The organism is Microbacterium cucumeris, from assembly GCF_058349845.2.
Genome location: NZ_JBYRIZ020000001.1, coordinates 541,785 through 563,550 on the forward strand (window position 1 = coordinate 541,785; position 21,766 = coordinate 563,550).

The 21,766-nt window shown below is 69.0% G+C and carries 21 protein-coding genes and 1 tRNA gene; 10 read left to right on the forward strand and 12 right to left on the reverse strand.

The genetic code is table 11. The features are described from left to right. Positions 1-27: 27 nt before the first annotated feature. A complete protein-coding gene (locus tag AC3RXZ_RS02670; protein ID WP_243225534.1) occupies positions 28-1,269 on the forward strand; it encodes a beta-ketoacyl-[acyl-carrier-protein] synthase family protein in 1,242 nt (413 codons plus the stop codon). A 122-nt stretch (positions 1,270-1,391) separates the two neighbouring features. Here AC3RXZ_RS02670 and AC3RXZ_RS02675 read toward each other — a convergent pair whose 3' ends face one another. Together AC3RXZ_RS02675 and AC3RXZ_RS02680 are read right to left on the reverse strand one after the other, a co-directional pair. After that, the gene (locus AC3RXZ_RS02675) at positions 1,392-1,895 is read right to left on the reverse strand and encodes a DUF3145 domain-containing protein (protein WP_491493090.1); all 504 of its coding nucleotides are present in this window, start codon (positions 1,893-1,895) and stop codon (positions 1,392-1,394) included. A 146-nt stretch (positions 1,896-2,041) separates the two neighbouring features. Beyond that, positions 2,042-2,815: a hypothetical protein gene (locus tag AC3RXZ_RS02680; RefSeq protein WP_491493496.1), complete on the reverse strand. Its 774-nt coding sequence runs from the start codon at positions 2,813-2,815 to the stop codon at positions 2,042-2,044. A 173-nt stretch (positions 2,816-2,988) separates the two neighbouring features. Between AC3RXZ_RS02680 and AC3RXZ_RS02685 the strand changes: the two genes are divergently transcribed. The 3 genes from AC3RXZ_RS02685 to AC3RXZ_RS02695 all read left to right on the forward strand — a co-directional run bounded on the left by AC3RXZ_RS02685 (position 2,989) and on the right by AC3RXZ_RS02695 (position 5,443). After that, on the forward strand, positions 2,989-4,986 hold the full coding sequence (locus tag AC3RXZ_RS02685; protein ID WP_491493091.1) for a DUF262 domain-containing protein: 1,998 nt from the start codon (positions 2,989-2,991) through the stop codon (positions 4,984-4,986). An 80-nt stretch (positions 4,987-5,066) separates the two neighbouring features. Then, positions 5,067-5,246, forward strand: a complete 180-nt coding sequence (locus AC3RXZ_RS02690) for a hypothetical protein (protein WP_243225527.1) — start codon at positions 5,067-5,069, stop codon at positions 5,244-5,246. A 2-nt stretch (positions 5,247-5,248) separates the two neighbouring features. Further along, positions 5,249-5,443, forward strand: coding sequence for a hypothetical protein (locus AC3RXZ_RS02695; RefSeq protein WP_491493497.1), 195 nt, complete (start codon positions 5,249-5,251; stop codon positions 5,441-5,443). A 4-nt stretch (positions 5,444-5,447) separates the two neighbouring features. On the opposite strand, the gene AC3RXZ_RS02700 is transcribed toward AC3RXZ_RS02695, so the two are convergent. The 3 genes from AC3RXZ_RS02700 to AC3RXZ_RS02710 all read right to left on the reverse strand — a co-directional run bounded on the left by AC3RXZ_RS02700 (position 5,448) and on the right by AC3RXZ_RS02710 (position 7,080). Further along, entirely contained in the window at positions 5,448-6,398 is a 951-nt protein-coding gene (locus AC3RXZ_RS02700; RefSeq protein WP_243225525.1) for an L-lactate dehydrogenase, read from the reverse strand. 36 nt (positions 6,399-6,434) lie between these two features. Next, positions 6,435-6,511: transfer RNA gene (locus AC3RXZ_RS02705), tRNA-Ile, on the reverse strand. A gap of 32 nt (positions 6,512-6,543) precedes the next feature. After that, positions 6,544-7,080: a gamma carbonic anhydrase family protein gene (locus AC3RXZ_RS02710; RefSeq protein WP_243225523.1), complete on the reverse strand. Its 537-nt coding sequence runs from the start codon at positions 7,078-7,080 to the stop codon at positions 6,544-6,546. Positions 7,081-7,222: 142 nt separating this feature from the next. Between AC3RXZ_RS02710 and AC3RXZ_RS02715 the strand changes: the two genes are divergently transcribed. Continuing rightward, the gene (locus AC3RXZ_RS02715; RefSeq protein WP_243225521.1) at positions 7,223-7,708 is read left to right on the forward strand and encodes a Dps family protein; all 486 of its coding nucleotides are present in this window, start codon (positions 7,223-7,225) and stop codon (positions 7,706-7,708) included. Positions 7,709-7,767: 59 nt separating this feature from the next. Here AC3RXZ_RS02715 and AC3RXZ_RS02720 read toward each other — a convergent pair whose 3' ends face one another. The 6 genes from AC3RXZ_RS02720 to AC3RXZ_RS02745 all read right to left on the reverse strand — a co-directional run bounded on the left by AC3RXZ_RS02720 (position 7,768) and on the right by AC3RXZ_RS02745 (position 14,205). Continuing rightward, complete coding sequence (locus AC3RXZ_RS02720) at positions 7,768-9,228, reverse strand: amidohydrolase (protein ID WP_491493092.1); 1,461 nt, start codon at positions 9,226-9,228, stop codon at positions 7,768-7,770. Further along, positions 9,225-9,869, reverse strand: a complete 645-nt coding sequence (locus AC3RXZ_RS02725; RefSeq protein ID WP_491493093.1) for an FMN-binding negative transcriptional regulator — start codon at positions 9,867-9,869, stop codon at positions 9,225-9,227. The genes AC3RXZ_RS02720 and AC3RXZ_RS02725 overlap by 4 nt, the downstream gene beginning before the upstream one ends. A gap of 53 nt (positions 9,870-9,922) precedes the next feature. Continuing rightward, on the reverse strand, positions 9,923-11,401 hold the full coding sequence (locus AC3RXZ_RS02730; protein ID WP_491493094.1) for an alanine/glycine:cation symporter family protein: 1,479 nt from the start codon (positions 11,399-11,401) through the stop codon (positions 9,923-9,925). A gap of 93 nt (positions 11,402-11,494) precedes the next feature. Continuing rightward, entirely contained in the window at positions 11,495-12,493 is a 999-nt protein-coding gene (locus AC3RXZ_RS02735) for an Fpg/Nei family DNA glycosylase (protein WP_491493095.1), read from the reverse strand. A gap of 1 nt (position 12,494) precedes the next feature. After that, complete coding sequence (locus tag AC3RXZ_RS02740; protein ID WP_243225513.1) at positions 12,495-12,980, reverse strand: ribose-5-phosphate isomerase; 486 nt, start codon at positions 12,978-12,980, stop codon at positions 12,495-12,497. 40 nt (positions 12,981-13,020) lie between these two features. After that, complete coding sequence (locus AC3RXZ_RS02745) at positions 13,021-14,205, reverse strand: ferrochelatase (protein ID WP_491493096.1); 1,185 nt, start codon at positions 14,203-14,205, stop codon at positions 13,021-13,023. Between the two features lie 123 nt (positions 14,206-14,328). Here AC3RXZ_RS02745 and pepN point away from each other — a divergent pair, with 123 nt between their 5' ends. The 4 genes from pepN (at position 14,329) to AC3RXZ_RS02765 (ending at position 20,140) form a co-directional block, all read left to right on the forward strand. Next, a complete protein-coding gene (gene pepN / locus AC3RXZ_RS02750; RefSeq protein WP_491493097.1) occupies positions 14,329-16,881 on the forward strand; it encodes an aminopeptidase N in 2,553 nt (850 codons plus the stop codon). A gap of 75 nt (positions 16,882-16,956) precedes the next feature. After that, positions 16,957-18,042 (forward strand): mechanosensitive ion channel family protein, encoded by a 1,086-nt coding sequence (locus AC3RXZ_RS02755; protein ID WP_491493098.1) that lies wholly within the window; start codon positions 16,957-16,959, stop codon positions 18,040-18,042. Then, positions 18,039-18,485 carry a globin gene (locus AC3RXZ_RS02760; RefSeq protein WP_243225506.1) on the forward strand — a complete coding sequence of 149 codons (447 nt, stop codon included), beginning with the start codon at positions 18,039-18,041 and terminating at the stop codon, positions 18,483-18,485. The genes AC3RXZ_RS02755 and AC3RXZ_RS02760 overlap by 4 nt, the downstream gene beginning before the upstream one ends. After that, the gene (locus AC3RXZ_RS02765; protein WP_491493099.1) at positions 18,482-20,140 is read left to right on the forward strand and encodes an FAD-binding dehydrogenase; all 1,659 of its coding nucleotides are present in this window, start codon (positions 18,482-18,484) and stop codon (positions 20,138-20,140) included. Before AC3RXZ_RS02760 ends, AC3RXZ_RS02765 begins: the two co-directional genes overlap by 4 nt. Before the next feature lie 15 nt (positions 20,141-20,155). Here AC3RXZ_RS02765 and AC3RXZ_RS02770 read toward each other — a convergent pair whose 3' ends face one another. After that, positions 20,156-20,821 carry a DUF8185 domain-containing protein gene (locus AC3RXZ_RS02770; protein WP_491493100.1) on the reverse strand — a complete coding sequence of 222 codons (666 nt, stop codon included), beginning with the start codon at positions 20,819-20,821 and terminating at the stop codon, positions 20,156-20,158. A 48-nt stretch (positions 20,822-20,869) separates the two neighbouring features. On the opposite strand from AC3RXZ_RS02770, the gene AC3RXZ_RS02775 reads away from it, so the two are divergent. Next, the gene (locus AC3RXZ_RS02775; protein WP_491493101.1) at positions 20,870-21,766 is read left to right on the forward strand and encodes an acyl-CoA thioesterase; all 897 of its coding nucleotides are present in this window, start codon (positions 20,870-20,872) and stop codon (positions 21,764-21,766) included.

The window sequence follows — 21,766 nt, forward strand, 5'->3', positions numbered from 1 at the left end:
CGCTGCTCGACAAGGAACCACAACCCCATGACCAAGCGCATCGTCGTCACCGGCATCGGCGCCAGCTCCGCCATCGGCGGGACCGCCCCGGAGAACTGGACCAACCTGCTGGCCGGCGCCTCCGGCACGCGCACGCTCACCCACGAATGGGTCGAGCAGTACCAGCTGCCGGTGCACTTCGCCGCCGAGGCGACCGTCCGCCCCGAGGAGGTGCTGCCTCGTCACGAGGCCAAGCGCCTCGACCCGTCCACGCAGTTCGCGCTGATCGTCGCGCGCGAGGCCTGGGAGGACGCCGGAGCCCCCGAGGTGGCACCCGAGCGGCTCGGCATCGACTGGGCGACCGGCATCGGCGGCGTCTGGACGCTGCTGGACGCCTGGGACACCCTGCGGGAGAAGGGCCCGCGACGCGTCATGCCGCTGACGGTTCCGATGCTCATGCCGAACGCCGGCGCCGGCAACCTCTCGCTGCACTTCGGCGCCAAGGCCTTCGCGCGCACCGTCGTCAGCGCGTGCGCCTCGAGCACCGAGTCGATCGCCAACGCCTACGAGCACCTCCAGGACGGCCTGGCCGACGTCGTGATCGCCGGCGGAGCCGAGTCCGCGATCCATCCCATCACGATGGCTTCCTTCGCCTCCGCACAGGCGCTGTCCCGCCGCAACGACGACCCGGAGCATGCCTCGCGCCCCGGCGCGATCGATCGCGACGGCTTCGTCATGGGCGAGGGCGGCGCGGCGCTCGTGCTCGAGACCGAGGAGCACGCGCTCGCGCGCGGCGCCCGCATCTACGCGTACGTGGTCGGCGGCGGCGTGACGGCCGACTCGTACCACATCACCGGCAACGACCCCGAGGGCGCCGGAGCAGCGCGTGCTGTCGAGCTCGCGCTCGCCCAGGCGGGAGCGACGGCCGATCAGGTCACCCACATCAACGCGCACGCCACCTCGACGCCGGTCGGCGACCCGAACGAGTACGTGGCGCTGAAGACCGTGTTCGGGGACCGGATCGACGAGATCCCGGTGTCGGCCACCAAGGCGTCCACCGGACACCTTCTCGGCGGCACCGGCGCGCTGGAGGCCGTCTACACGGTCCTCGCCCTGCGCGACCGTGTCGCTCCGCCGACCATCAACATGACCGAGCAGGACCCGGCCGTGCCCTTCAAGCTGTCCGGCGAGCCGCAGCCCCTCGGAGACGGCCCGCAGCTCGCGATCAGCAACTCGTTCGGCTTCGGCGGTCACAACGCCGTCGTCGCGTTCGCGGACTACCGCGGCTGACGCACACGCATGAAACGGCCCCCGCATGCCGGGGGCCGTTTTCGTGTGGGCGGGATTCGCTGTCTCAGCGACCGGGATGACTCACCGGCATCCGATACCGACGCCTCCGACCCAGGTCTCGGTCAGCCGACCTTGTGCAGCCAGACCACGCGCGCGTCGTCCGAGGCGTGGCGGAAGGGCTCGATCTCCTCATCCCAGGCGGAGCCCAGGGCGACATCCAGCTCGCGTTGCAGCTCGACCGCGTTTCCCGCCGCGATCTCCATGGCGTAGCGGATGCGGTCCTCGCCGATGACGATGTTGCCGGCGGCATCCGTCTGCGCATAGTGGATGCCGAGGTCCGGCGTGTGCAGCCAGCGCCCGCCGTCGCTGCGCGGTGTGGGGTCTTCGGTCACCTCGAAGCGCAGGTGCTCCCAGCCGCGGATCGCGGTCGCGAGGGCTGCGCCGGTGCCGACCGGACCGTCCCAGTAGAACTCCGCACGGCGAGATCCCTCGAGAACGGGCTGTTCGGCCCAGTCGAAGTTCACCGCACGACCGATAGCGCGTCCCACCGCCCATTCGAGGTGCGGGCAGAGCGCGCGAGGAGCGGAGTGGATGTACACCACTCCGCGTGCGTAAGCCGTCGCCATGATCTCTCCGTTTCATCAGGTGCGTCTTCCCCAACGACCTGAACCACACGGAAAGCGGCGAGAATATGCGGTTATGCGGCTATTCTCCTGCACGAGGGCGGAAATCACAAGCATGTGATTCCCGCCCTCGTGGCTGGAGAGGAGGCTCAGGCCTCGCTCATGGCCTGCTTGACCTGCTGACCCTTGGCCGCGTAGTACGCGGCGCGGGCCGCGTCCTTGCGCGCCTGCTCGGCGTACCCGGCTTCGAGCACGTCCTGCGGAAGCTCGAACTGGGTGTGCTTGTTGGTGCCGTGGTACTTCTCGATGTAGGCGTCGAGCTCGGGCCCGGACGTCCACGACGTGATGAGGTTGTAGCGCGGCTCGGATCCGACGTGGGTCGCGGCGTGCCACAGGCGCTGCGTGTCGATGATCAGCTGCGCTCCGGCCGGCAGCGCGATGCGCACCTCACCGGCGGGGTCCGTGCGGTTCTCGCGCAGCACGAAGAAGCTGTCCTTGTCGTCGGTCAGGTTGAAGAAACCGCGCACGACCCAGCCGGTGCCGTCCGGGTTCAGGCGGTTGTTGTCGTCCTGGTGCAGGTTGTAGAGGCAGTCGCCGTAGGTGTTCGGCTGCAGCTCGATGATGCGGCAACGTCCGACGTTGGCACCCGGCTCCTGGGCGCGGCGGGTGAGGTTCGGCGCCTTGGCGGTCTGCGAGTCGATCCAGACCCCGTCCTTGTCGGTGCGCGGCGGCTTGTGGTTCCAGAAGCCGTTGCACTCGATCTCACCCTTCGCGCTCGCGAGCGGCGCGAACCGGGTGTCACCCGAGGACTTCCAGTCGACGTACTCGACGTCGAGCCATTCCTTCGGGTCGAGTGCCTGGTTGTAACTGTCCAGGACGACGAAGCCCGTCTCCTCCAGCGCTTCCGACTTGATGTATCCCATGATCCGAGTCATGTTCCTTTCATCGGGGGCCAGCACGTTTTAACAGGCCCTGATAAGGCAAGCCTAACAGGGCACTCTGCGCCGCCCGCGGAGCACGGCCGTGCAAAAACCCCCGGGCTAGACTCGATGCGGCGGGTCTCGGACTCCCGCTCTTCCGGAGGCATCACTCAGTCATGGCAACGGCCACCAACGTCGAAGCGACCGCAGTAAACACGATCGAATGGCTCGCCGCTCCGAGGACGACGATCGTCGTGCCCGTCTACCAGCGGCAGTACCGCTGGGACATCGGCGCGTGCGAACGGCTGCTCTCGGACGTCAGGGCCGTCGCCGGGGAGGACGACGCGCACCGGCACTTCATCGGGTCGATCCTGTCGGCCCAGGACGCCTCGGAGACCGACCTCATCCTCATCGACGGGCAGCAGCGGATCACCACGCTGATGCTGCTCGTCGCGGCCCTGCACCACGCCGTGCGCGGATCCGATCCGATCATGGCGGCCGAACTGGAGCGCGTGCTCGTCCGCGCCGACGACGCGACGAGGACCAAGCTGCGTCCCCATCATGCGTGGGCCGAGCTGTACGAATCGGTCGTGCTGGATGCGCGCGGCGACGCGGAGCGCGAATCGCGTTTCGACGACAACTACGCGTTCTTCCGCAGTCAGGTCCACGCCGATGAGGCGCCGCGCATCTGGCGGGGCCTGAAGAAGCTCGAGCACGTGTCCATCACGCTCGGTCAGCAGGCGAACGCGCAGCAGATCTTCGAGAGCCTCAACTCCACGGGCGAGCCGCTGCGCGATCACGAGCTGATCCACAACTACATCCTCATGGGGCTGACCCACTCCGAGCAGCTCGACGTCGAGGAGCGCTTCTGGTTGCCGATCGAGCGTCATGCCGGCGAGACGATCGGGGCCTTCTGGCGGCACTATCTCGTCATGCGGACGGGTCGAGAACTCGCCGCGAACGGCGAGCACGGCGTATACAGCGCGTTCCGGCACTCCTTCCCGCGCGTGGACGTCGCTCATCTGGAAGCGGATGCCGAGGTGTGGCGGCACTTCGCCGAGATCTACGGCATCCTGCTGGACCCGACCCGCGAGCCGGATGCGGGGATCCGCCGTCAGCTGCAGTTCGTGAACACGTTCGGGCGGGCGCCCTATCCGCTCGTCATGAGCGCGTACAGCGATCACGCGCGCGGCGTGATCGCCCGCGACGAGCTCATCGAGACCCTCGAGTGGATCCAGGCCATGTACCTGCGGCGCGCGATCGTCAATCTGCCGACGGACCGCCTGATCGCACGACTGTGCCGTGCGAGGTCGGAAGGGCGCGAGGCCCTCATGCGCGCGATCGCCCGCATCACGCCGTCGGACGAGCGCGTCGGCGCGGTGCTCAAGTACGGGGAGCTCCCCCACGCCGCGTACGTCCTCGGCCGCCTGGAAGACGTCGAGGACGCCTCGGCCCTTGACCTCGAGCACATCGTCCCCACCGCCCCCGGCGACACCTGGTCCCCTGACGGCCGGCGCACCTGGAGCGAGCTGAGCGACGACGAGCAGAACAGCCATCGCGCGCTCGCACCGACGCTCGGGAACCTGACCCTGCTCGAACCCGCTCTCGCGGAGCGCGTCTTCGGCGCGTCGTTCCCGGACAAGCAGAAGGACGCCTATGCGCGCAGCGGGGTGTCCTCGACCCGGCTCCTGGCCGAGGAGCCCGCCTGGGGCACCGGCGCGATCACCCGCCGAACGGAGCGCCTGAGCGCTGACCTGCTGCGGATCTGGGCCCGTCCCGCCCTGCCCGAGATCGACGACGACGGCCTCACGCCCATCCTCGACGCCGTCCGCCGCCGCGGCTGGCCGGCCGGATGGGACCGCGAGTTCTCCTACGTGGAGTACCGCGGTGAGCACTGGGACGTGCGAGACGTGAAGTACCTGTTCAACCGTGTGTTCCGACGGGCCTGGACCGACGATCGCGCCTCCGCCCTCGCCTACTGCGCGGCCCACGGCGGCCCCATCTACGACGACATGGCGTGGAAGGGGCAGTGGGACGAGCTGGACGCGACGCACTTCCTCTACATGGGCTGGGACTCGAACTACATGATGACCGCGGTGCAGGGCGTGCTCGAGGAATCCGGGATCGCGGCTGAGGTGTTCGTCAAGTACTCCTACATCGGGGACGTGATGTAGCTCGCCCGCCGGCTCTCGTCAACCCGCTCGCCCGACCTTCGCCGTGCTCGTAGCCTGGTCGCCGAAGAGAGGAGAGCACCATGTCGAACCCCTACCCCGCCCCCTTCCCGATCGATCCGGACGGATCGGATGCCGAGGATCGCGTCACGAGGGACGTGGACGGCGAAGAGGTCCTGGATGAGGACCTCGACGCGGATCAGATCGACAGCGCCGAGGCGGATCGTCTCGCCGCCGGCGGTTCCGAGGATGAGGAGTGGTGACGATGCCGGGGACCCCGGAGGAGGAGTCCGGAGAGGCGCTGCCCTCCGACGACGAACTGCAGGAGCCGAGCACGGAGAAGGAGCCGTCAGAGGAGCCCTCGGCCCCGCAGCGATCGGAACCGGAACCGAGCCATGAAGCGGTGGGGATCGGCGTGGTCGGTCGTCCGCAGGTCGAGCCGGAGGCGACCGAGCACTGACTGCTCAGCGCAGTGAGGCGGCCACCTCGTCGAGCGCGGCAGCCGAACGGTGGAGCAGGTCGGCCTCCTCGGCCGAGAACGTCGTGGCGCGCACCGGTACGGCACCGGCGGCGCTCACGACCGAAGGGACGGAGAGTGCCACACCGTCGACGCCGTGGAAGTCCTCCAGCACCGTGCTCACCGGCATGACGGCGTGCTCGTCACCGAGTATCGCTTCCACGATCCGTGCGCTCGAGAGCCCGATCGCATAGTTGGTGGCGCCCTTCCCACGGATGACCGTGTACGCGGCATCCCGCACGTCGACGGCGATCGCGTCCAGCTCCTCGCGGGTGATGCGCGGATGCCCCGGCGCCTCCCAGTCCAGGATCGGCACGGTTCCGATCGTGGCCTTGGACCAGAGCGGGAACTCCGTGTCGCCGTGCTCCCCCACGATGTACGCGTGCACGCTCGAGGTCGACACGCCGGCACGCTGTGCGAGCTTCCAGCGCAGGCGAGAAGTGTCCAGGACCGTCCCCGAGGCGAAGATGCGCTCAGCGGGAAGATCGGTCGCCTCACGGGCGAGCACGGTGAGGACGTCGCAGGGATTCGTCACGATGACGTAGATCGCGTCGGGGGCGACCTCGAGCAGCCGTGGCATCATGTCCCGCAGGATGCCGGCGTTGACGCTCGCGAGTTCGATGCGCGTCTGGCCGGGGTTCTGCTTGGCTCCCGCGGTGATGACGACGACGTGCGATCCGGCGACCACCGAGATGTCGCTGCCGCCGATGATGTCGCTCGATCCCGTGAACTGGGTGCCGTGAGCGAGGTCGAGCACCTCGGCCTCGACCTTCTCGGTCGCGATGTCGTAGAGCGCGACGTGACGCGCCGATCCTCGGATGAGGGCGGCGTAGGCCACGCTCGAACCGACGCTGCCTGCGCCCACGACGGTGAGCTTCGAGTTCTCGATGACTGCCATTGGCCCAGTCTGGCAGGTGGCGCGGCCGGAGCCGAGTGGTGGGGCGGGTGGGACTTGAACCCACGATCGTCGGGTTATGAGCCCGCTGCCTTGACCAGCTTGGCCACCGCCCCGCAGAGCACCAGCCTACCGGTGCGCGCGGGGGTCACCGCGTGCGCGCCGTCTCGTGCGTGCGGACGTGCTCCCGATAGATGTCGGCATTGGCGAGGAGCCCCGCCTTCTCGTCGTCGGTGAGCGCACGCCGCACCTTCGCAGGGACGCCGGCGACGAGCGAGCCGTCCGGCACCTCGGTGCCGCCGAGCACGACGGCGCCTCCGGCGATGAGGCACCCCGTGCCGATGACGGCACCCGAGAGGATCACCGCGCCCATGCCCACGAGGGATCCGTCGCCGATCGTGCAGCCGTGCACGACCGCGTTGTGGCCCACCGAGACCTTCCGTCCGATCACCGTGGCGTGATCGCTGTCGACGTGCACCGAGACATTGTCCTGAAGGTTGCTGTCCGCCCCGACGGTGATGGATGCCGAATCGGCGCGCAGGACCGCGTTATACCAGACGCTCGATCCGGACTCGAGGACGACGTCGCCGACGACGCGCGCTCCGTCCGCCACGAACGCGTCGGAGGCGATCTCGGGGACCCGACCGGGGAGGGCGATGACGGATGCCGAAGGCGAGATGCTCATAAGGTGAGACTACCCTCAGATCCGCGGAATCCCGCGGGTTTCCGGGGGTATAAGCCGAGCCTCAGCTTCCTTGCGGAATGTCTCAGGCCGAGTACGGTTGTCATCAACAGGTACGAAGAAGCCGTCCCCGGGAGGAAACGACATGAGCAAGGCACAGACCATCTCCACCACCGCCAGCGACCCCACGGTCGCCGCAGCCGCGGCGCAGTTCCTCTCGCCCGTCGTGCTGGGGCTGCAGGCCCTGACCATCAACGGCAAGCAGGCGCACTGGCACGTGCGCGGCGCGAACTTCATCGGCGTCCACGAGCTCCTCGACACCATCGTCGCCCACGCCGGCGACTTCGCCGACACCGCTGCGGAGCGCATCGTCGCCCTCGGGCTGCCGATCGACGCCCGCGTCAGCGCCGTCGCCGCCAAGGCCCCGGAGACGGGTGTGCCGGCCGGCTTCGCGCAGTCCGACGAGATCATCCGCACGATCGTCGCCGACATCGATGCGATCCTCGTCGACACCAAGGCCGCCATCGAGGGCCTGGACGAGATCGACCTCACCAGCCAGGACGTCGCGATCGAGATCATGCGCGGTCTCGAGAAGGACCGCTGGTTCCTCGTCGCACACGTCGCGGCGTAATCGTCGCTTTCGAAGGGCGCCGGGTCTCCCGGCGCCCTTCGTCGTCTCCGGGGCTCGAGTCACCCGTGGGTGACGAGGCCTCCCAGCAGAGTCATCCGCACCGGCATCCCTCGCAGGGCGACGGCATCCGCCGTCCGAGGATCGACGTCGCACAGAACCAGGTCGGCTCGTTCTCCGGGCCGGACGGCGGTCCGCACGCTGGCCGCGATCGCCTCATCGACGCTCATCCGCTCTCCCGGGTCCAGAGGCTCGCGTGCGTCGTCGGACCGCGTCACTGCGGCAGCGATCGCCTGCCAGGGGTCCAGCGGAGCCACGGGGGCGTCCGAGCCGAGGCGCAGCTCGACGCCCGCTCGCCGCAGCGACGCGAGCGGGTAGGCGAGAGAGGTCTGATGCGCCCAGTACCGGGACGCCATGTCGCGGTCGTCGAGCGCGTGCTGCGGCTGGACACTCGCGACCAGGCCGAGCCGGGCGATGCGCGACACGTCGGCATGACGGACGAGCTGCGCGTGCTCGATCGTGCCCGCGGCCCCGGTGTGCGCGAACGCGTCCAGCGCCGAAGCGGTCGCACGGTCCCCGATCGCATGGACCGACGCCTCAAGTCCTGCGCCGGCCGCCCGCGTGAGCAGATCGATCAGCTCCGGTGTCTCGACCGTCATGACGCCGTGACCGTCGCCGGGGTAGGCCTGCGAGCACGCGGCCGTGCGGGTCCCGAGGGACCCGTCGCTGATGACCTTGAGCCGGCCGATCGAGACCAGGTCGCTGCTGCCGAGCGCATCCCCCGTCCTCAGACCCTCGGCGATCGCGCGATCGAGATCGGCCGGGTAGATCGCGAACTCGACGCGGTGCAGGTCGAAGCCGGACGCGACGCGCCGTTCCCAGGCCTGTGCGTTCCACGCCATCTCGAAGTCGACGATGCCGGTGATGCCGCGTCCAGCCGCACGCGACGCCGCCTGCTGCACCGCCTGGTCGGCATGGATCGGGTCCACGGCGTTGAGACGGCGTGAGATCTCGAACGCGTCCTCTTCGCGCAGCACGCCGTCTGCCGCGTCGAACCCCTCGCGCGCGAGCGCCGCGGAGTTAAGCCACACGCTGTGGACGTCCGCGTTGATCAGATAGGTCGGCACGGCACCGGTCGCGGCATCCAGCGTCTCCCGCGTCGGCGCATCGGGCCACAGCGCGTCCCGGAAGCCCGTGCCGATGCGTCGATCGTCGGGACGGGTCTGGACGACGGCCATGAGTTCCGCGGCCTCCCTCGCGGACGCCGCGTCGCCCAGCCACGTGCGTTCCGACGCCAGAGCCCACTGCACGACGTGCACGTGACTGTCCCAGAGCCCCGGGATCACCCACGCGCCCTCGGCATCGACGACCCTGCCCGCCAGCGCCAGTGCTCCGGTGGGCGCGATGTCCGCGATCACCCCGTCCCGGATGACGAGGTCGACCGGCTCGTCGTCGAAGAGGAACTCCTGCCCGGGACCCGCGACGCGCACGCCGCGCAGGGCGTCGACCTGCTCCCCGGTCATGCGTTCGACCGGACGCGCGCATCCTGTGCGCGGCGCATCTCCGCAGCCAGCGCCGGATTCGCATACGCCCCGTCACCCTCCAGGTGCGCGATGACGTTCTCGACGGTCGCGGCGTCCTTGTTCTGGCTGAGCTTGCGCTTGGCGACCACTCGAGTGGGGGTCAGCCGGAACCCGACCGTACCGGCCTCCAGCCGGCGCACGAACGCCTCGTCGTTCGGCCTCTCCCACATCCCCCGAGGGTCCGGCATCCGCGACTCGAAGGCCTCCACCAGGCGGTCCAGGACCCGGAGGTTCTCCTCGGTGCTCAGCACCTCGGGGACACCGGCGAGATGCACGGCCGTGTAGTTCCAGGTCGGGACGCTCGGGGTCTCGGCGTCGTACCATCCGGGCGAGACGTAGCCGTGCGGGCCCTGGAACACGACGAGCAGCTCGCGCTCGCCCATGCCGTGGATCGCGTCGTCGGGACGGCCGACGTGTCCGACCACGGTGAGGTCGTCGCGATCCTCGTCGAGCATCACGACGTAGTGCGAGGCCACCAGGCCGTCCTCGGCTGCGCTCATGATGGTCGCCCACGGGTTGCGGGCGATCACCCGCCTCATCTCGGCGATGTCGGCGAGGGCGAAGCTGGGGTTCTGGCGCATACGACCAGACTACGACGCGGCTTCGGGCTGGCCGGCGCCCGAAGCCGCGCGCGTCAGGTGCGGTCGACGACCGGAATCGCCTGCGTCTTCCACTCTTCGAAGGCCTTGTCCCCGGCCATGAAGGAGTTCACCTCGTCGGTGCTCGCGCGCAGTTTCGGGTCGTTGTCGAGGTACTTCTTCGTCTCCCGCGCGACGAGGCCGGAGAGGATCAGCAGGCCGAGCAGGTTCGGCAGGGCCATGAGCCCGTTCATCACGTCGGAGAACGCCCACACCACGCCCAGCTGGACCGTGCAGCCGATGAACACGACGAACGAGAAGACCACCCGGAAGGGCATGACGGCCCTGCGTCCGAGCAGACGCTCGATGCACCGCTCGCCGTAGTAGGACCAGCCGAGGATCGTGGAGCCGGCGAACATCACCAGGCCGATCGTCACGATGTAGTGCCCCCACTCCCCCGGCAGGCCGTGTGAGAACGCCTCGCCCGTCATCAGTGCCGGGCTGATCTGCTCGCCGGTCTCGGGGTCGGTCATGTCCCAGACCCCGGTCGTGATGATGACGAGCCCGGTGCAGGTGACGACGATGATCGTGTCGATGAACGTCTGCGTCATGGACACGAGCCCCTGGCGCACGGGGTGGCTGGTCTTGGCGGCCGCCGCCGCGATCGCCGCGGAACCCATGCCGGACTCGTTGGAGAAGATGCCGCGCGCGACGCCGAACTGGACGGCGATGATGATCGCCGACCCGGCGAATCCGCCAATCGGCGCCGTGCCCGTGAACGCGTCCGTGAAGATCTGCGCGAACGCCGCGGGCACGTCCCCGATGTTGGCGATGAGGATGTACAGCGCGCCCAGCACGTAGAAGATGATCATGATCGGCACGAGACCGGCCGTCACGCGGCCGATCGACTTGATGCCGCCCACGAGGACGACCAGGGCGAAGGCGGTAAGCACGAGCCCGGTGACCCACGTCGGCACGTTGAAGCTGTTCTCCATGTTCGACGCGATCGAGTTGCCCTGCGTCATGTTGCCGATCCCGAAACAGGCGAGCACGGCGGCGATGGCGAAGAAAAGGGCGAGGAACTTGCCGAACCGGTTCGGGATACCCCGTTCCAAGTAGTACTGCGGTCCGCCGGACTTCTCTCCCGCGTCATCGGTCTTGCGGAAGCGCACTCCGAGGAAGGCCTCGGAGTACTTTGACGCCATGCCGAGAAGGCCCGTGATCCACATCCAGAACAGCGCCCCGGGGCCGCCGATGCCGATCGCGGTGGCCACGCCGACGATGTTCCCCGTGCCGACCGTCGCAGCCAGCGCCGTGGTCAGCGCCTGGAACTGCGAGATGTCACCGTCCGATCCCGGATCCTTGCGCGTGAAGAGTCCCAAGCGCAGCGCGGGCCCGAGCTTCAGGATCTGGAGTCCCCCGAGTCGGATCGTCAGGTACAGCCCCGTCCCGAGCAGCAGCGGGATGAGGACGAACGGTCCCCAGATGATGCCGCTGAGCCAGGACAGAAAGGCTTCGACTCCGGAAAGATCCATGCGCTGCTCCCATCGTGCGTCGTTGCGTGGAACTTCGACATCGTTTCACAGCCCGCGTTCAGGTTCCACTGCGACCTGCCGGTGGACGGGAATTCACGCCTGACAGGACGGGCACCAATACAGCTTGCGCGCGCCGATCTCCTCGAGCGCGATCTCGGTGCCGCAGATCCGGCATGGGAGTCCGGCGCGGTGATACACCCAGTGCCGGTCGTCACGACTCGCCATCGCCGCGCGATACTGCTCGGGAGACAGATCGTCCATCGTCATCATCTGCCCGGTCTCGACGCCGATCGCCAGCAGCCGCACCCAGTCGCGCCAGAGACCGCGGACGACATCCTCGGGGACCTCGCGGCCGGGCGTGTGCGGGTTCAGACGCGCCCGGAACAGCATCTCGGCACGGTACACGTTGCCGATGCCGCTGACGACCGCCTGGTCCATGAGCAGCAGCGCGATCGCGGTCGGCTTGCGGCGCACAGAACGCACGAACCGCTCTTCGCCCTCGTCCGGGTCTCCGACGAGCGGATCCGGCCCCAGCTTCGCGACCGTGGCCAGCATCTCCTCCGGCGTCTGGAGCACGCACGCGGTGGGGCCTCGCAGATCCGCGCAGGTCACGTCGGTCATAAGCCGCAGGCGCACCTGACCGACGACGGGCGGCGGCCACTCCGAGCCCTCGTCCGCGAGGCTCTTCGTCTGCTCCGACATGCGCACGTGCACCCGCGTCCGTCGGGGCGCCCCGATCGATGACAGCGAGTTCTCCCCGGCGTCGTCGAGGATCTCCTCGTCCAGGGCGGTACCGCGTTGATTGGTCTGCCCCATGCGGCCGTTCGCCGAGGCGATCGTCGGATCGACGAGGATCTCTCCCGCGAAGTCCCACGCACCATAGAGACCGAGATGCACGCGCAGCCAGAGGTCGCCCTCGGCTTCGAGGAACATCTGCTTGCCGACCGCCTGGACGCTCAGCGCCTCTCGGCCGTCGAGCACGGCGGCTCCCTCGGCGAAACGGCCCTGCGGGCTCGACGCCTGCAGGCGACGCCCGACGAAGTTCCGATCGAACTGGCGCGCGATGCGGTGGACGGAGTGCCCCTCGGGCATGTCAGGCCCGAGGGTCCGGCAGCAGCGACCCGTCGCGCTCGTAGTCGGCGATCTGGCCGATCCGGCGCACGTGGCGCTCGTCCTCGGAGAAAGGCGTCGCGATGAAGCGGTCGATGAAGCTCACGACCTCCTCGAACGTGTGCTGGCGGGCGCCGATCGAGATGACGTTCGCATCGTTGTGCTCGCGAGCGAGCTCAGCGGTCGACAGGTTCCAGACCAGAGCGGCGCGGATGCCCTCCACCTTGTTCGCGGCGATCTGCTCGCCGTTGCCCGATCCGCCGAACACGACGCCGAGCGCCTCGACACCGTCGCGCTGGTCCACCACGACCGCCTGCGCCGCACGGATGCAGAACGCGGGATAGTCGTCGAGCGCGTCGTACTCGACCGGGCCGTGATCGACGACCTCGTGGCCGGCGCCGCGCAGATGCTCCTGAAGCTGGGTGGAGAAATCGAGACCGGCGTGATCGGTGGCGATGTGGATGCGCATGGAACCCATCCTATTGATGCCCGAGCAGCCGAGAGCTGACCTAGGGCGCCAGACCCGCCGCCGCGGGCTTGAAGCCGGCACGAATGTTCTCGCAGCATCCCGGTCGGCACACGTCGAACCACGGTCCGAGTTCGGTGACATGGGCCCGCTCCGCCGCAGGACGACCCCGCAGCCGTTCTTCCACGAGGTCGACGATCCCGGCCACGAACGCGCTCGACACCCCGGGTGTCGGGGTTCGGACGAACGCGAGGCCCGCCTCTTCGGCGGCTTCCGCGGCCTCGGTGTCGAGGTCCCAGAGCACCTCCATGTGGTCGCTCATGAATCCGAGCGGGACGACGACCACCGCGGACCTGCCGCGTCGGGGCAGCTCTTCGATCACGTCGCACACGTCCGGTTCGAGCCATGGCTGCGAAGGCGGCCCGGACCGCGACTGGTAGACGAGCTCCCAGGCGACGTCCGATGCGACCGGCAGCTCGGTCGAGATGCGGTCCATGACCCACGCGGCCACCGCCTCGTGCTGGGCCGCATACGCGCCGCCCGGTCCCCAGTCCACATCGCGGGGCCCGGAGCGCACCGCATCGTCGGTCGGCACACTGTGCGTCGAGAAGAGCACCTGGATCTGGTCCGCGGCGATTCCCTGGGCGAGGAATCCGCCGATCGCCGCCCGCACGCCCTCGAGGAAGGCGTCCACGAATCCCGGGTGATCGAAGAAGGGTCTGATCTTGTCGATCGTCACCGTCGCGTCGAGACCCGTCTCCTCGAGCACCCGCGCGAAGTCCTCGCGGTACTGACGGCAGCTCGAGAAGGAGCTGTAGGCGCTCGTGGCGAAGGCGAGCAGGGTCGTGTCCCCCTCATCCGCCGCTTCGCGGACGGCGTCCTCGAGGTACGGGGTCCAGTTCCGGTTCCCCCAGTACACGGGCAGGTCGATGCCGCGTCGGTCGAGTTCGGCCTCGAGAGCCGCCTTCAGCGCACGGTTCTGGGCATTGATCGGGCTGACACCGCCGAAGTGGCGATAGTGATGCGCGACCTCCTCGAGACGCTCGTCCGGGATACCGCGTCCCCGGGTGACGTTGCGCAGGAACGGGATGACGTCGTCCTGACCTTCCGGCCCCCCGAATCCTGCAAGCAGGATGCCGTCATAGGCGACGGGCGTCTCGACGAACGGCGCGCCGCCGGCTGCTGCGGGCGAGGCGAAGGGAACAGAGGAAGAGGCGTTCGCAGTCACCCCTTCATCCTTTCACCTCTGCTCGCTCGCGACGAACGCCACCTGGCGTAGGCTGTCATGGTTGCCGTCGGCGCCAGCAGCGTCTTGGAGCGGTCACGACCCCTCACCCCTGGGAGAAAAGCTGTGCCTGGAGAGAACCTCACCCGTATCGAAGCGCAGGAGCGCCGAGCCCTCATCGACACCCAGTCGTACCAGGTCTCGCTGGACCTGACGAAGGGCGAGGAGGTGTTCGGATCGCGCAGCGTCGTGCGGTTCACCGCCCAGCCGGGCAGCTACACCTTCATCGACCTCATCGCGCGCGAGGTGCGCGAGATCTCGTTGAACGGCGAGCAGCTCGACCCCAGCGAGGTCTTCGCGGACTCGCGCATCGCACTGTCGGATCTGCAGGAGGAGAACGTCCTCGTCGTCGACGCCGACTGCCTCTACACCAACACCGGCGAGGGGCTGCACCGGTTCGTCGATCCGGTCGACGGAGAGGTCTACCTCTATTCGCAGTTCGAGGTGCCCGACTCCCGCCGCGTGTTCGCGGTCTTCGAGCAGCCCGACCTCAAGGCCACGTTCCAGTTCACCGTGACGGCGCCGGCGAACTGGAAGGTCGTCTCCAACTCCCCCACCCCCGAGCCGATCGTGCACGACGACAAGGCCACGGCGACGTGGGGCTTCGAACCCACCCCGCGCATCTCGTCGTACATCACCGCCCTCGTCGCCGGCCCGTACGAGTCCACGTTCTCGGAGCTCACCAGCGCCTCGGGCCGGGTGATCCCGCTCGGCGTCTACGGCCGCAAGAGCCTGTGGCAGCACCTGGACGCCGAGTACATCTTCGAGAAGACCCGCCAGGGATTCGCGTATTTCGAGGAGAAGTTCGGCGTCCCCTATCCGTTCGCCAAGTACGACCAGCTGTTCGTCCCGGAGTTCAACGCCGGCGCGATGGAGAACGCCGGAGCGGTCACCTTCACCGAGACCTACGTCTTCCGCAGCAAGGTGACGGATGCCGTCAAGGAGCGTCGCGTCGTCACGATCCTGCACGAGCTCGCGCACATGTGGTTCGGCGACCTCGTCACCATGAAGTGGTGGAACGACCTCTGGCTGAACGAGTCGTTCGCCGAGTGGGCGTCGACCATCGCCACCGCCGAGGCCACCGAGTGGACCGAGGCGTGGACGACCTTCAACGCCATGGAGAAGACCTGGGCGTACCGTCAGGACCAGCTGCCCTCCACGCATCCGGTCGTCGCCGAGATCAACGATCTCGAGGACGTCCAGGTCAACTTCGACGGCATCACCTACGCGAAGGGCGGGTCGGTCCTCAAGCAGCTGGCCGCCTGGGTGGGCATCGAGGAGTTCTTCGCCGGCGTCTCGCAGTACTTCCAGAAGCACTCCTGGGGCAACACCGAGCTCAGCGACCTGCTCACGGAGCTCGAGGCCACCAGCGGGCGCGAACTGACCTCGTGGTCGAAGAAGTGGCTCGAGACCGCCGGGGTCAACACGCTCGCCCCCATCGTCGAGGAGGATGCCGACGGGAAGGTCTCGCGCTTCGCGGTCACCCAGACCGCCCCGGCCGACTACCCCACGATCCGGCCCCACCGCCTGGGCATCGGCTTCTACGATCTCGTCGACGGCGCGCTGACCCGCACGCACCACGTGGAGATCGACGTCGACGGCGACCGCACCGAGGTGCCCGAGCTCAAGGGCATCAAGCGCCCCGACCTCGTGCTGCTCAACGACGAGGACCTCGCCTACGCGAAGATCCGACTCGACGACCGCTCACTCGCCACCGCAGTCGCTCACCTGGCCGACATCTCCGACCCGCTGGCCCGTTCGCTCGTGTGGGGCGCGGCCTGGGATCAGACCCGCGATGCCGAGAGCGCCGCGTCCGACTACATCGACCTGGTCCTGGGCAACATCGGCCGCGAGACCGAGTCGACGACCGTGCGCACGACCCTCGCCCAGCTGCGCACGGCGGCCACCCTGTACGTCGCACCGTCGGACCGCCTCGCCGCCCGTCAGAAGGTCGCCGACGGCCTGTGGGAGCTCGCCCAGGGCGCCGCGGCCGGCAGCGACAGCCAGCTCCAGTTCGTCACCGCCTTCGCCGGCAACCTCGTGACGGCGGAGCACGCCGGGATCGTCGGCCGGCTGCGCTCCGGCGAGGAGACGCTCCCCGGCCTCGAGATCGACACGGATCTGTCGTGGCAGCTGCTGGTCGGGCTAGCGACGATCGGTGCGACGGACGCGTCGTCCATCGACGCCGCTCTGGCCGCCGACAACACCGCGAAGGGCGCCGAGTTCGCCGCCCAGGCGCGGTCCGCCCTGCCGACCGTCGCGGACAAGAGGATCGCCTGGGCGTCGCTCGTCGAGAAGGACGACGCGCCGAACACGATCGTCCGCTCCGCCGCGCTCGGCTTCGTCCACCCGGCCGGCGTGGACGCGCTCGCCGAGTTCGTCCCGGCGTACTTCGACATGCTGCTGCCGATCTGGGAGTCGCGGACCTATCAGATCGCGAACTATCTGATCACCGGTCTCTACCCGACGGCGCTGGGCAACGTCGAGCTGCGCGACGCCACGCGCGCATGGCTGTCGGCGAACCCGGATGCCGCGCCGGCACTGCGCCGACTGGTCAGTGAGAACCTCGCCGACGTGGAGCGCTCGCTCGCCGCCCAGAGCCGCGACGAGGAGCGCTGAACGCGCTACGACACCTCCGGGCCTCTGCGTCGGCGATCCAGCTGACGCAGAGGCCCGCTCGGTAGAATCGGGGGGATGTTCATCCCTGCCGATTCCACGCCTGCTCCCGACACCACGGAGATCACGACGGCGTGGACCGACTTCATAGCCTTCCTCGGCGAAGCCGGCAGGACCGCCCTCAACGTCGCGATCATCGTCGTCGTCGCGCTCCTCGTAGGACTGGCACTGCGCTTCATCGTGCACCGCATCGTCCGCCGGATCGTGGACAGTGCGAAGGCGAAGGCGAACGTCGACGACACTCAGGCGCTCGAACGCTCTCCGCTGGCGGACATGCGCCTCGTTCAGCGCACCCGCACGCTCGGTTCGATCCTGCAGAACATCATCAACGTCGCCGTCACCGTCGTGGCCCTGATGATGATCATCTCGGTCCTGCTGCCGGACCTCATCGGCTCCCTGACGCTCTTGACCGCGGCCCTCGGCGCCGGGCTCGGCTTCGGCGCGCAGAACATCGTCAAGGACGTCCTCAACGGGATGTTCATCGTCGCCGAGGATCAGATCGGCATCGGCGACGTCGTGGACCTCGGCCTCGCATCCGGCGTCGTCGAGTACGTCAGCGTGCGCATCACGCAGGTGCGCGACGTCAACGGCACGCTCTGGTACGTGCGCAACGGCGAGGTGACCCGGATCGGCAATATGTCGCAGGGCTGGGCGCGGGCGATCATCGACCTCGGCGTCGCCCCCGATTCGGATCTCGAGGCGGTCGAGAAGGCGATGCTGGAAACGGCCCAGGAACTCGCCAAGGACCCGAAGTGGCGCACCCGCATCGTCGAGCGCCCCGAGATCTGGGGCCTCGAATCGATCACGGGCGACGCTCTCGTCGTCCGTGTCGTCATGAAGACGCGCGCGAACGCCAAGGACGATGTGTCCCAGGAGCTGCGCAAGCGGCTGAAGAAGGCGCTCGACGCCCTCGAGATCGGGGTGCCGAGCATGACGAGCGTCACGCCCACGGGCCTGGACGGCGCCCGCCGCGTCCGCGGGGCGAATCCGCCGCGCACGCGTCCCAATGCGGTCACTGGTGTCCCGCCCGTCGCGGAGCGGGGCATCTGGCGGCGCAAGAAGTCCGGCGACGGCACCGCCGCCCGGGGAGAAGAGAAGCCGTGACGTTCTACGACGAGGTGGGCGGATACGCCACGTTCGAGAAGCTGGTGGCGACGTTCTATCGCGAGGTCGCCCTGGATCCCGTCCTCAAGCCGATGTATCCCGAAGAGGACCTGGGGCCCGCCGCCGAGCGGCTGACCTTGTTCCTGGTGCAGTACTGGGGCGGTCCCACCACGTACGGCGAGACGCGCGGGCACCCACGGCTGCGGATGCGCCACGTGCCGTTCCACGTCGACCCGGACGCCAGGGATCGTTGGCTGCGCTGCATGCGCACGGCCGTGGACGAGGCGCAGTTGTCGCCTCTGCACGAATCCACGCTCTGGGACTACCTGGAACGCGCCGCCTATGCCATGGTGAACACATTCGAGCCGTCCGGCATCGGGCCCGCCGCCGCGGGTCGCGCGACGCTGCAGACGCGCAGTCAGGATTCGACGGAGAGCACATGACGACCACGCCCCTGTCCGCAGACGTACTCGTGATCGGATGGGGGCTGGCCGGACTCGTCGCCGCCTCCGAGGCGACGGCGGCCGGAAGACGCGTCGTGCTCGTCGATCAGGAACCGCGCACGAACCTCGGCGGGCAGGCCTGGTGGTCGTTCGGAGGACTGTTCTTCGTCGATTCGCCCGAGCAGCGCCGGATGGGGATCTCCGACTCCCTCGAACTCGCGCGGCAGGACTGGTTCGGGGGCGCCGGATTCGACCGTCCGGAGGACGCGTGGCCACGGAGATGGGCCGAGGCGTACCTCGAGTTCGCCTCGGGTGAGAAGCGGGCATGGCTGCGCGAGAGGGACGTCGGGTTCTTCCCGGTGGTCGGCTGGGCCGAGCGCGGCGGATACGGCGCCCTGGGACCCGGGAACTCGGTGCCCCGTTTCCACATCACCTGGGGCACCGGCCCCGGTGTCGTCGCGCCGTTCGCCGCGGCCGTCGAGGCCGCCGAGGATGCCGGGACGCTCACGATCCTTCCTCGCCATCGCGTCACCGAGCTGGTGCTCGACGGCGGCGCGGTCGTCGGGGCCCGAGGCGACGTGCTGGCCGACGACGCGCGGGAACGCGGCCTCGAGACGTCGCGCGAGGTCGTGGGATCGTTCGAGATCTCCGCCGGCGCCACCGTCGTCGCGTCCGGCGGGATCGGCGGGAACCACGACCTCGTCCGCGCCTTCTGGCCGCCCTCTCTCGGGACGCCGCCGAAGCACATGCTCTCCGGAGTCCCCGCCTACGTCGACGGGTCCATGCACGCCGTGTCCGCATCCGCAGGCGCGCATCTGATCAACGGCGATCGGATGTGGCACTACGTCGAGGGAATCACGAACTGGGACCCGGTGTGGCCGGCCCACGGCATCCGGATCCTCCCCGGACCTTCCTCGCTGTGGTTGGACGCGACGGGCAGGCGACTGCCCGTGCCGCTGTTCCCTGGCTTCGACACGCTGGGCACGCTCGCGCACCTGCGTTCCACCGGCTACGACCACTCGTGGTTCATCACGTCGCGACAGATCGTCGAGAAGGAGTTCGCGCTCTCCGGCAGCGAGCAGAACCCGGATCTCACCGGCAAGGACGTCCGACTGCTGCTCAAGTCCCGGCTCGCGAAGGGACCGACCGGGCCCGTCCAGGCGTTCCTGGACGAGGGCGAGGACTTCATCGTCGAGAACGACCTCGACACCCTCCTCGAGCAGGTCCGGAGAGCACCCGACGGAGATCTGCTGGACATCGAGCGGGTGCGCGCCGAGATCGTCGCGCGCGATCGCGAGATCGACAACGACTTCACGAAGGACGCGCAGATCGGGATGCTGCGATCGATGCGCGCGTACCGCGGCGACAGGCTCATCCGCACAGCCGCGCCGCATCGTCTGCAGGACCCGGCCGTCGGTCCGCTGATCGCGGTGAAGCTGCACGTCCTGACGCGCAAGTCGCTGGGCGGGATCGAGACGGACCTCGACGCCCGGGCGCTCGATGCGAGCGGATCGCCGATCCCTGGGCTGTACGCTGCGGGCGAGGCGAGCGGCTTCGGCGGAGGCGGCATGCACGGCTATCGCGCGCTCGAAGGGACGTTCCTCGGCGGCTGCCTCTTCTCCGGGCGGCAGGCTGGTCGAGCGGCGTCCCGCTGAGACCCGGTCCGCCGGCTACGCCGCCGAGCCGGTCCCCCGCACTGGGGTGAGACCGGAGGCGACCGGTCCCCTCGCGAGGACGTGTCCGCGGCGGAACGCGAGTCTCGTCCAGCGCCCGGATCGCATCACCGGTACGTCCTCCTCTCCCGAGATGAAGCCGAGGGCGTCAGCGGCGAAGGCCATGCCCCGAGGAAGATCCGCGAGATCCGCGTCCGGCTCGCCCCAGATCGCGGCGCGCAGCGCGCGCACGGCCTCCTCGCCCGACCCCGGCGTCGTGCCGTGTGCGACCGCGCTGATGCCCCATTGGGCGCGCTGCGCGATGACGGATGCCGTGAGCGAGCTCTCCCGCTGCCACTCTCCACGCGGCGGGGCGATGCCCGCCCAGGACGGCGACAGACCGGTCTCCGGCAGCTCCAGCATCCGGTCGTCCTCGGTCGCGCTCAGGGACGCGACCACGATGTCGCACTCGAGCTCGGGATCGGCATTCACGATCCGCATCGCGAGGATCGTGGGGGTCTGGTCGAAGAGTCCGTGCGGCGCGAGCGCAGCCGCCGTGATCGCGAGAACGCCGGCCTTCGCCTGCAGACGGACGCCCTCGTCGGAGATGCGCGCGGCCCGACCGACGAAGGTCAGGACGTCTCTGGCGGTTTCGGGATCGGCGAGCACGAGACGGGAGGGCACGCGCTCTAGACTACCGAGGTGCGGTGCCGAGCCGCGGGAGGGACCGTCATGAGCGTAGACGCGCAGGCCGAGGCATCCGTCGAGCTGCTGCTGGACGTCCTGGATCTCGATGAGAGCTCGGCGCGCACGACGGAGGACATCTTCACCGGCCGGTCCCATGCCATGCCCACCGGCCGGATCTACGGCGGACAGGTGCTCGCCCAGACGCTGATCGCCGCCGAGCGCACGATGCCGCCAGAGCGGGCGGTGCACTCGATGCACGGCTACTTCCTGCGGCCCGGCGACGCGGCACAGGGACTCACGATCGCCGTGGACCGGATCCACGACGGGCGGTCCTTCTCGACGCGGCGATCGCAGGCGTATCAGAACGGCGTGCCGATCTTCTCGATGATCGCGTCCTTCCAGGACGAGAGCCCCGGGGTCGAGCACGCCGAGCCGATGCCGACGGGCATCCCCGCTCCCGAGGACCTCGCTCCCGACGAGGAGCTCGTCACCGGCGTTCATCCGCTCTCGATGCGGATGCTGCGCGATCGCCCGGCGGACGTGCGGCACGTCGAGGGCCCGCTCTACGTCGCGGTCGACGGCGAGCAGCGGCCGCGACAGGCGGTGTGGATGCGCATCAGGTCGACGATGCCGGAGGACCCGCGCCTGCATCGCGCCGCACTCGCGTATCTCAGCGACATGACCATCCAGGAGTCGATCCTGCGCGCGCACGGCGTGGCCTGGTCATTGACGGGGCTCAAGGTCGCGAGCCTGGATCACGCCATGTGGTGGCACCGTCCGGCACGCGCCGACGAATGGCTGCTGTACGTCCAGGAGTCCCCCAACGCCCGCGGCGGCCGCGGCCTCGCCACGGGGCGCATCTACACGCGCGACGGCGTGCTCGTCGCGAGCGTCGCCCAGGAGATCATGGTCCGCGTACCGGAGGGCGTCGCGTCGAGCTGA

What these genes read in the sequence shown, in the direction of transcription:
- AC3RXZ_RS02695 (WP_491493497.1), top strand. Translation starts at nt 5,249, where the DNA reads ATGCCGGGGACCCCGGAGGAGGAGTCCGGAGAGGCGCTGCCCTCCGAC.
- AC3RXZ_RS02735 (WP_491493095.1), bottom strand. Translation starts at nt 12,493, where the DNA reads ATGCCCGAGGGGCACTCCGTCCACCGCATCGCGCGCCAGTTCGATCGG.
- AC3RXZ_RS02715 (WP_243225521.1), top strand. Translation starts at nt 7,223, where the DNA reads ATGAGCAAGGCACAGACCATCTCCACCACCGCCAGCGACCCCACGGTC.
- AC3RXZ_RS02670 (WP_243225534.1), top strand. Translation starts at nt 28, where the DNA reads ATGACCAAGCGCATCGTCGTCACCGGCATCGGCGCCAGCTCCGCCATC.
- AC3RXZ_RS02675 (WP_491493090.1), bottom strand. Translation starts at nt 1,895, where the DNA reads ATGGCGACGGCTTACGCACGCGGAGTGGTGTACATCCACTCCGCTCCT.
- AC3RXZ_RS02755 (WP_491493098.1), top strand. Translation starts at nt 16,957, where the DNA reads ATGTTCATCCCTGCCGATTCCACGCCTGCTCCCGACACCACGGAGATC.
- AC3RXZ_RS02700 (WP_243225525.1), bottom strand. Translation starts at nt 6,398, where the DNA reads ATGGCAGTCATCGAGAACTCGAAGCTCACCGTCGTGGGCGCAGGCAGC.
- AC3RXZ_RS02730 (WP_491493094.1), bottom strand. Translation starts at nt 11,401, where the DNA reads ATGGATCTTTCCGGAGTCGAAGCCTTTCTGTCCTGGCTCAGCGGCATC.
- AC3RXZ_RS02775 (WP_491493101.1), top strand. Translation starts at nt 20,870, where the DNA reads ATGAGCGTAGACGCGCAGGCCGAGGCATCCGTCGAGCTGCTGCTGGAC.
- AC3RXZ_RS02740 (WP_243225513.1), bottom strand. Translation starts at nt 12,980, where the DNA reads ATGCGCATCCACATCGCCACCGATCACGCCGGTCTCGATTTCTCCACC.
- AC3RXZ_RS02680 (WP_491493496.1), bottom strand. Translation starts at nt 2,815, where the DNA reads ATGGGATACATCAAGTCGGAAGCGCTGGAGGAGACGGGCTTCGTCGTC.
- AC3RXZ_RS02710 (WP_243225523.1), bottom strand. Translation starts at nt 7,080, where the DNA reads ATGAGCATCTCGCCTTCGGCATCCGTCATCGCCCTCCCCGGTCGGGTC.
- AC3RXZ_RS02690 (WP_243225527.1), top strand. Translation starts at nt 5,067, where the DNA reads ATGTCGAACCCCTACCCCGCCCCCTTCCCGATCGATCCGGACGGATCG.
- AC3RXZ_RS02685 (WP_491493091.1), top strand. Translation starts at nt 2,989, where the DNA reads ATGGCAACGGCCACCAACGTCGAAGCGACCGCAGTAAACACGATCGAA.
- AC3RXZ_RS02725 (WP_491493093.1), bottom strand. Translation starts at nt 9,869, where the DNA reads ATGCGCCAGAACCCCAGCTTCGCCCTCGCCGACATCGCCGAGATGAGG.
- AC3RXZ_RS02765 (WP_491493099.1), top strand. Translation starts at nt 18,482, where the DNA reads ATGACGACCACGCCCCTGTCCGCAGACGTACTCGTGATCGGATGGGGG.
- AC3RXZ_RS02720 (WP_491493092.1), bottom strand. Translation starts at nt 9,228, where the DNA reads ATGACCGGGGAGCAGGTCGACGCCCTGCGCGGCGTGCGCGTCGCGGGT.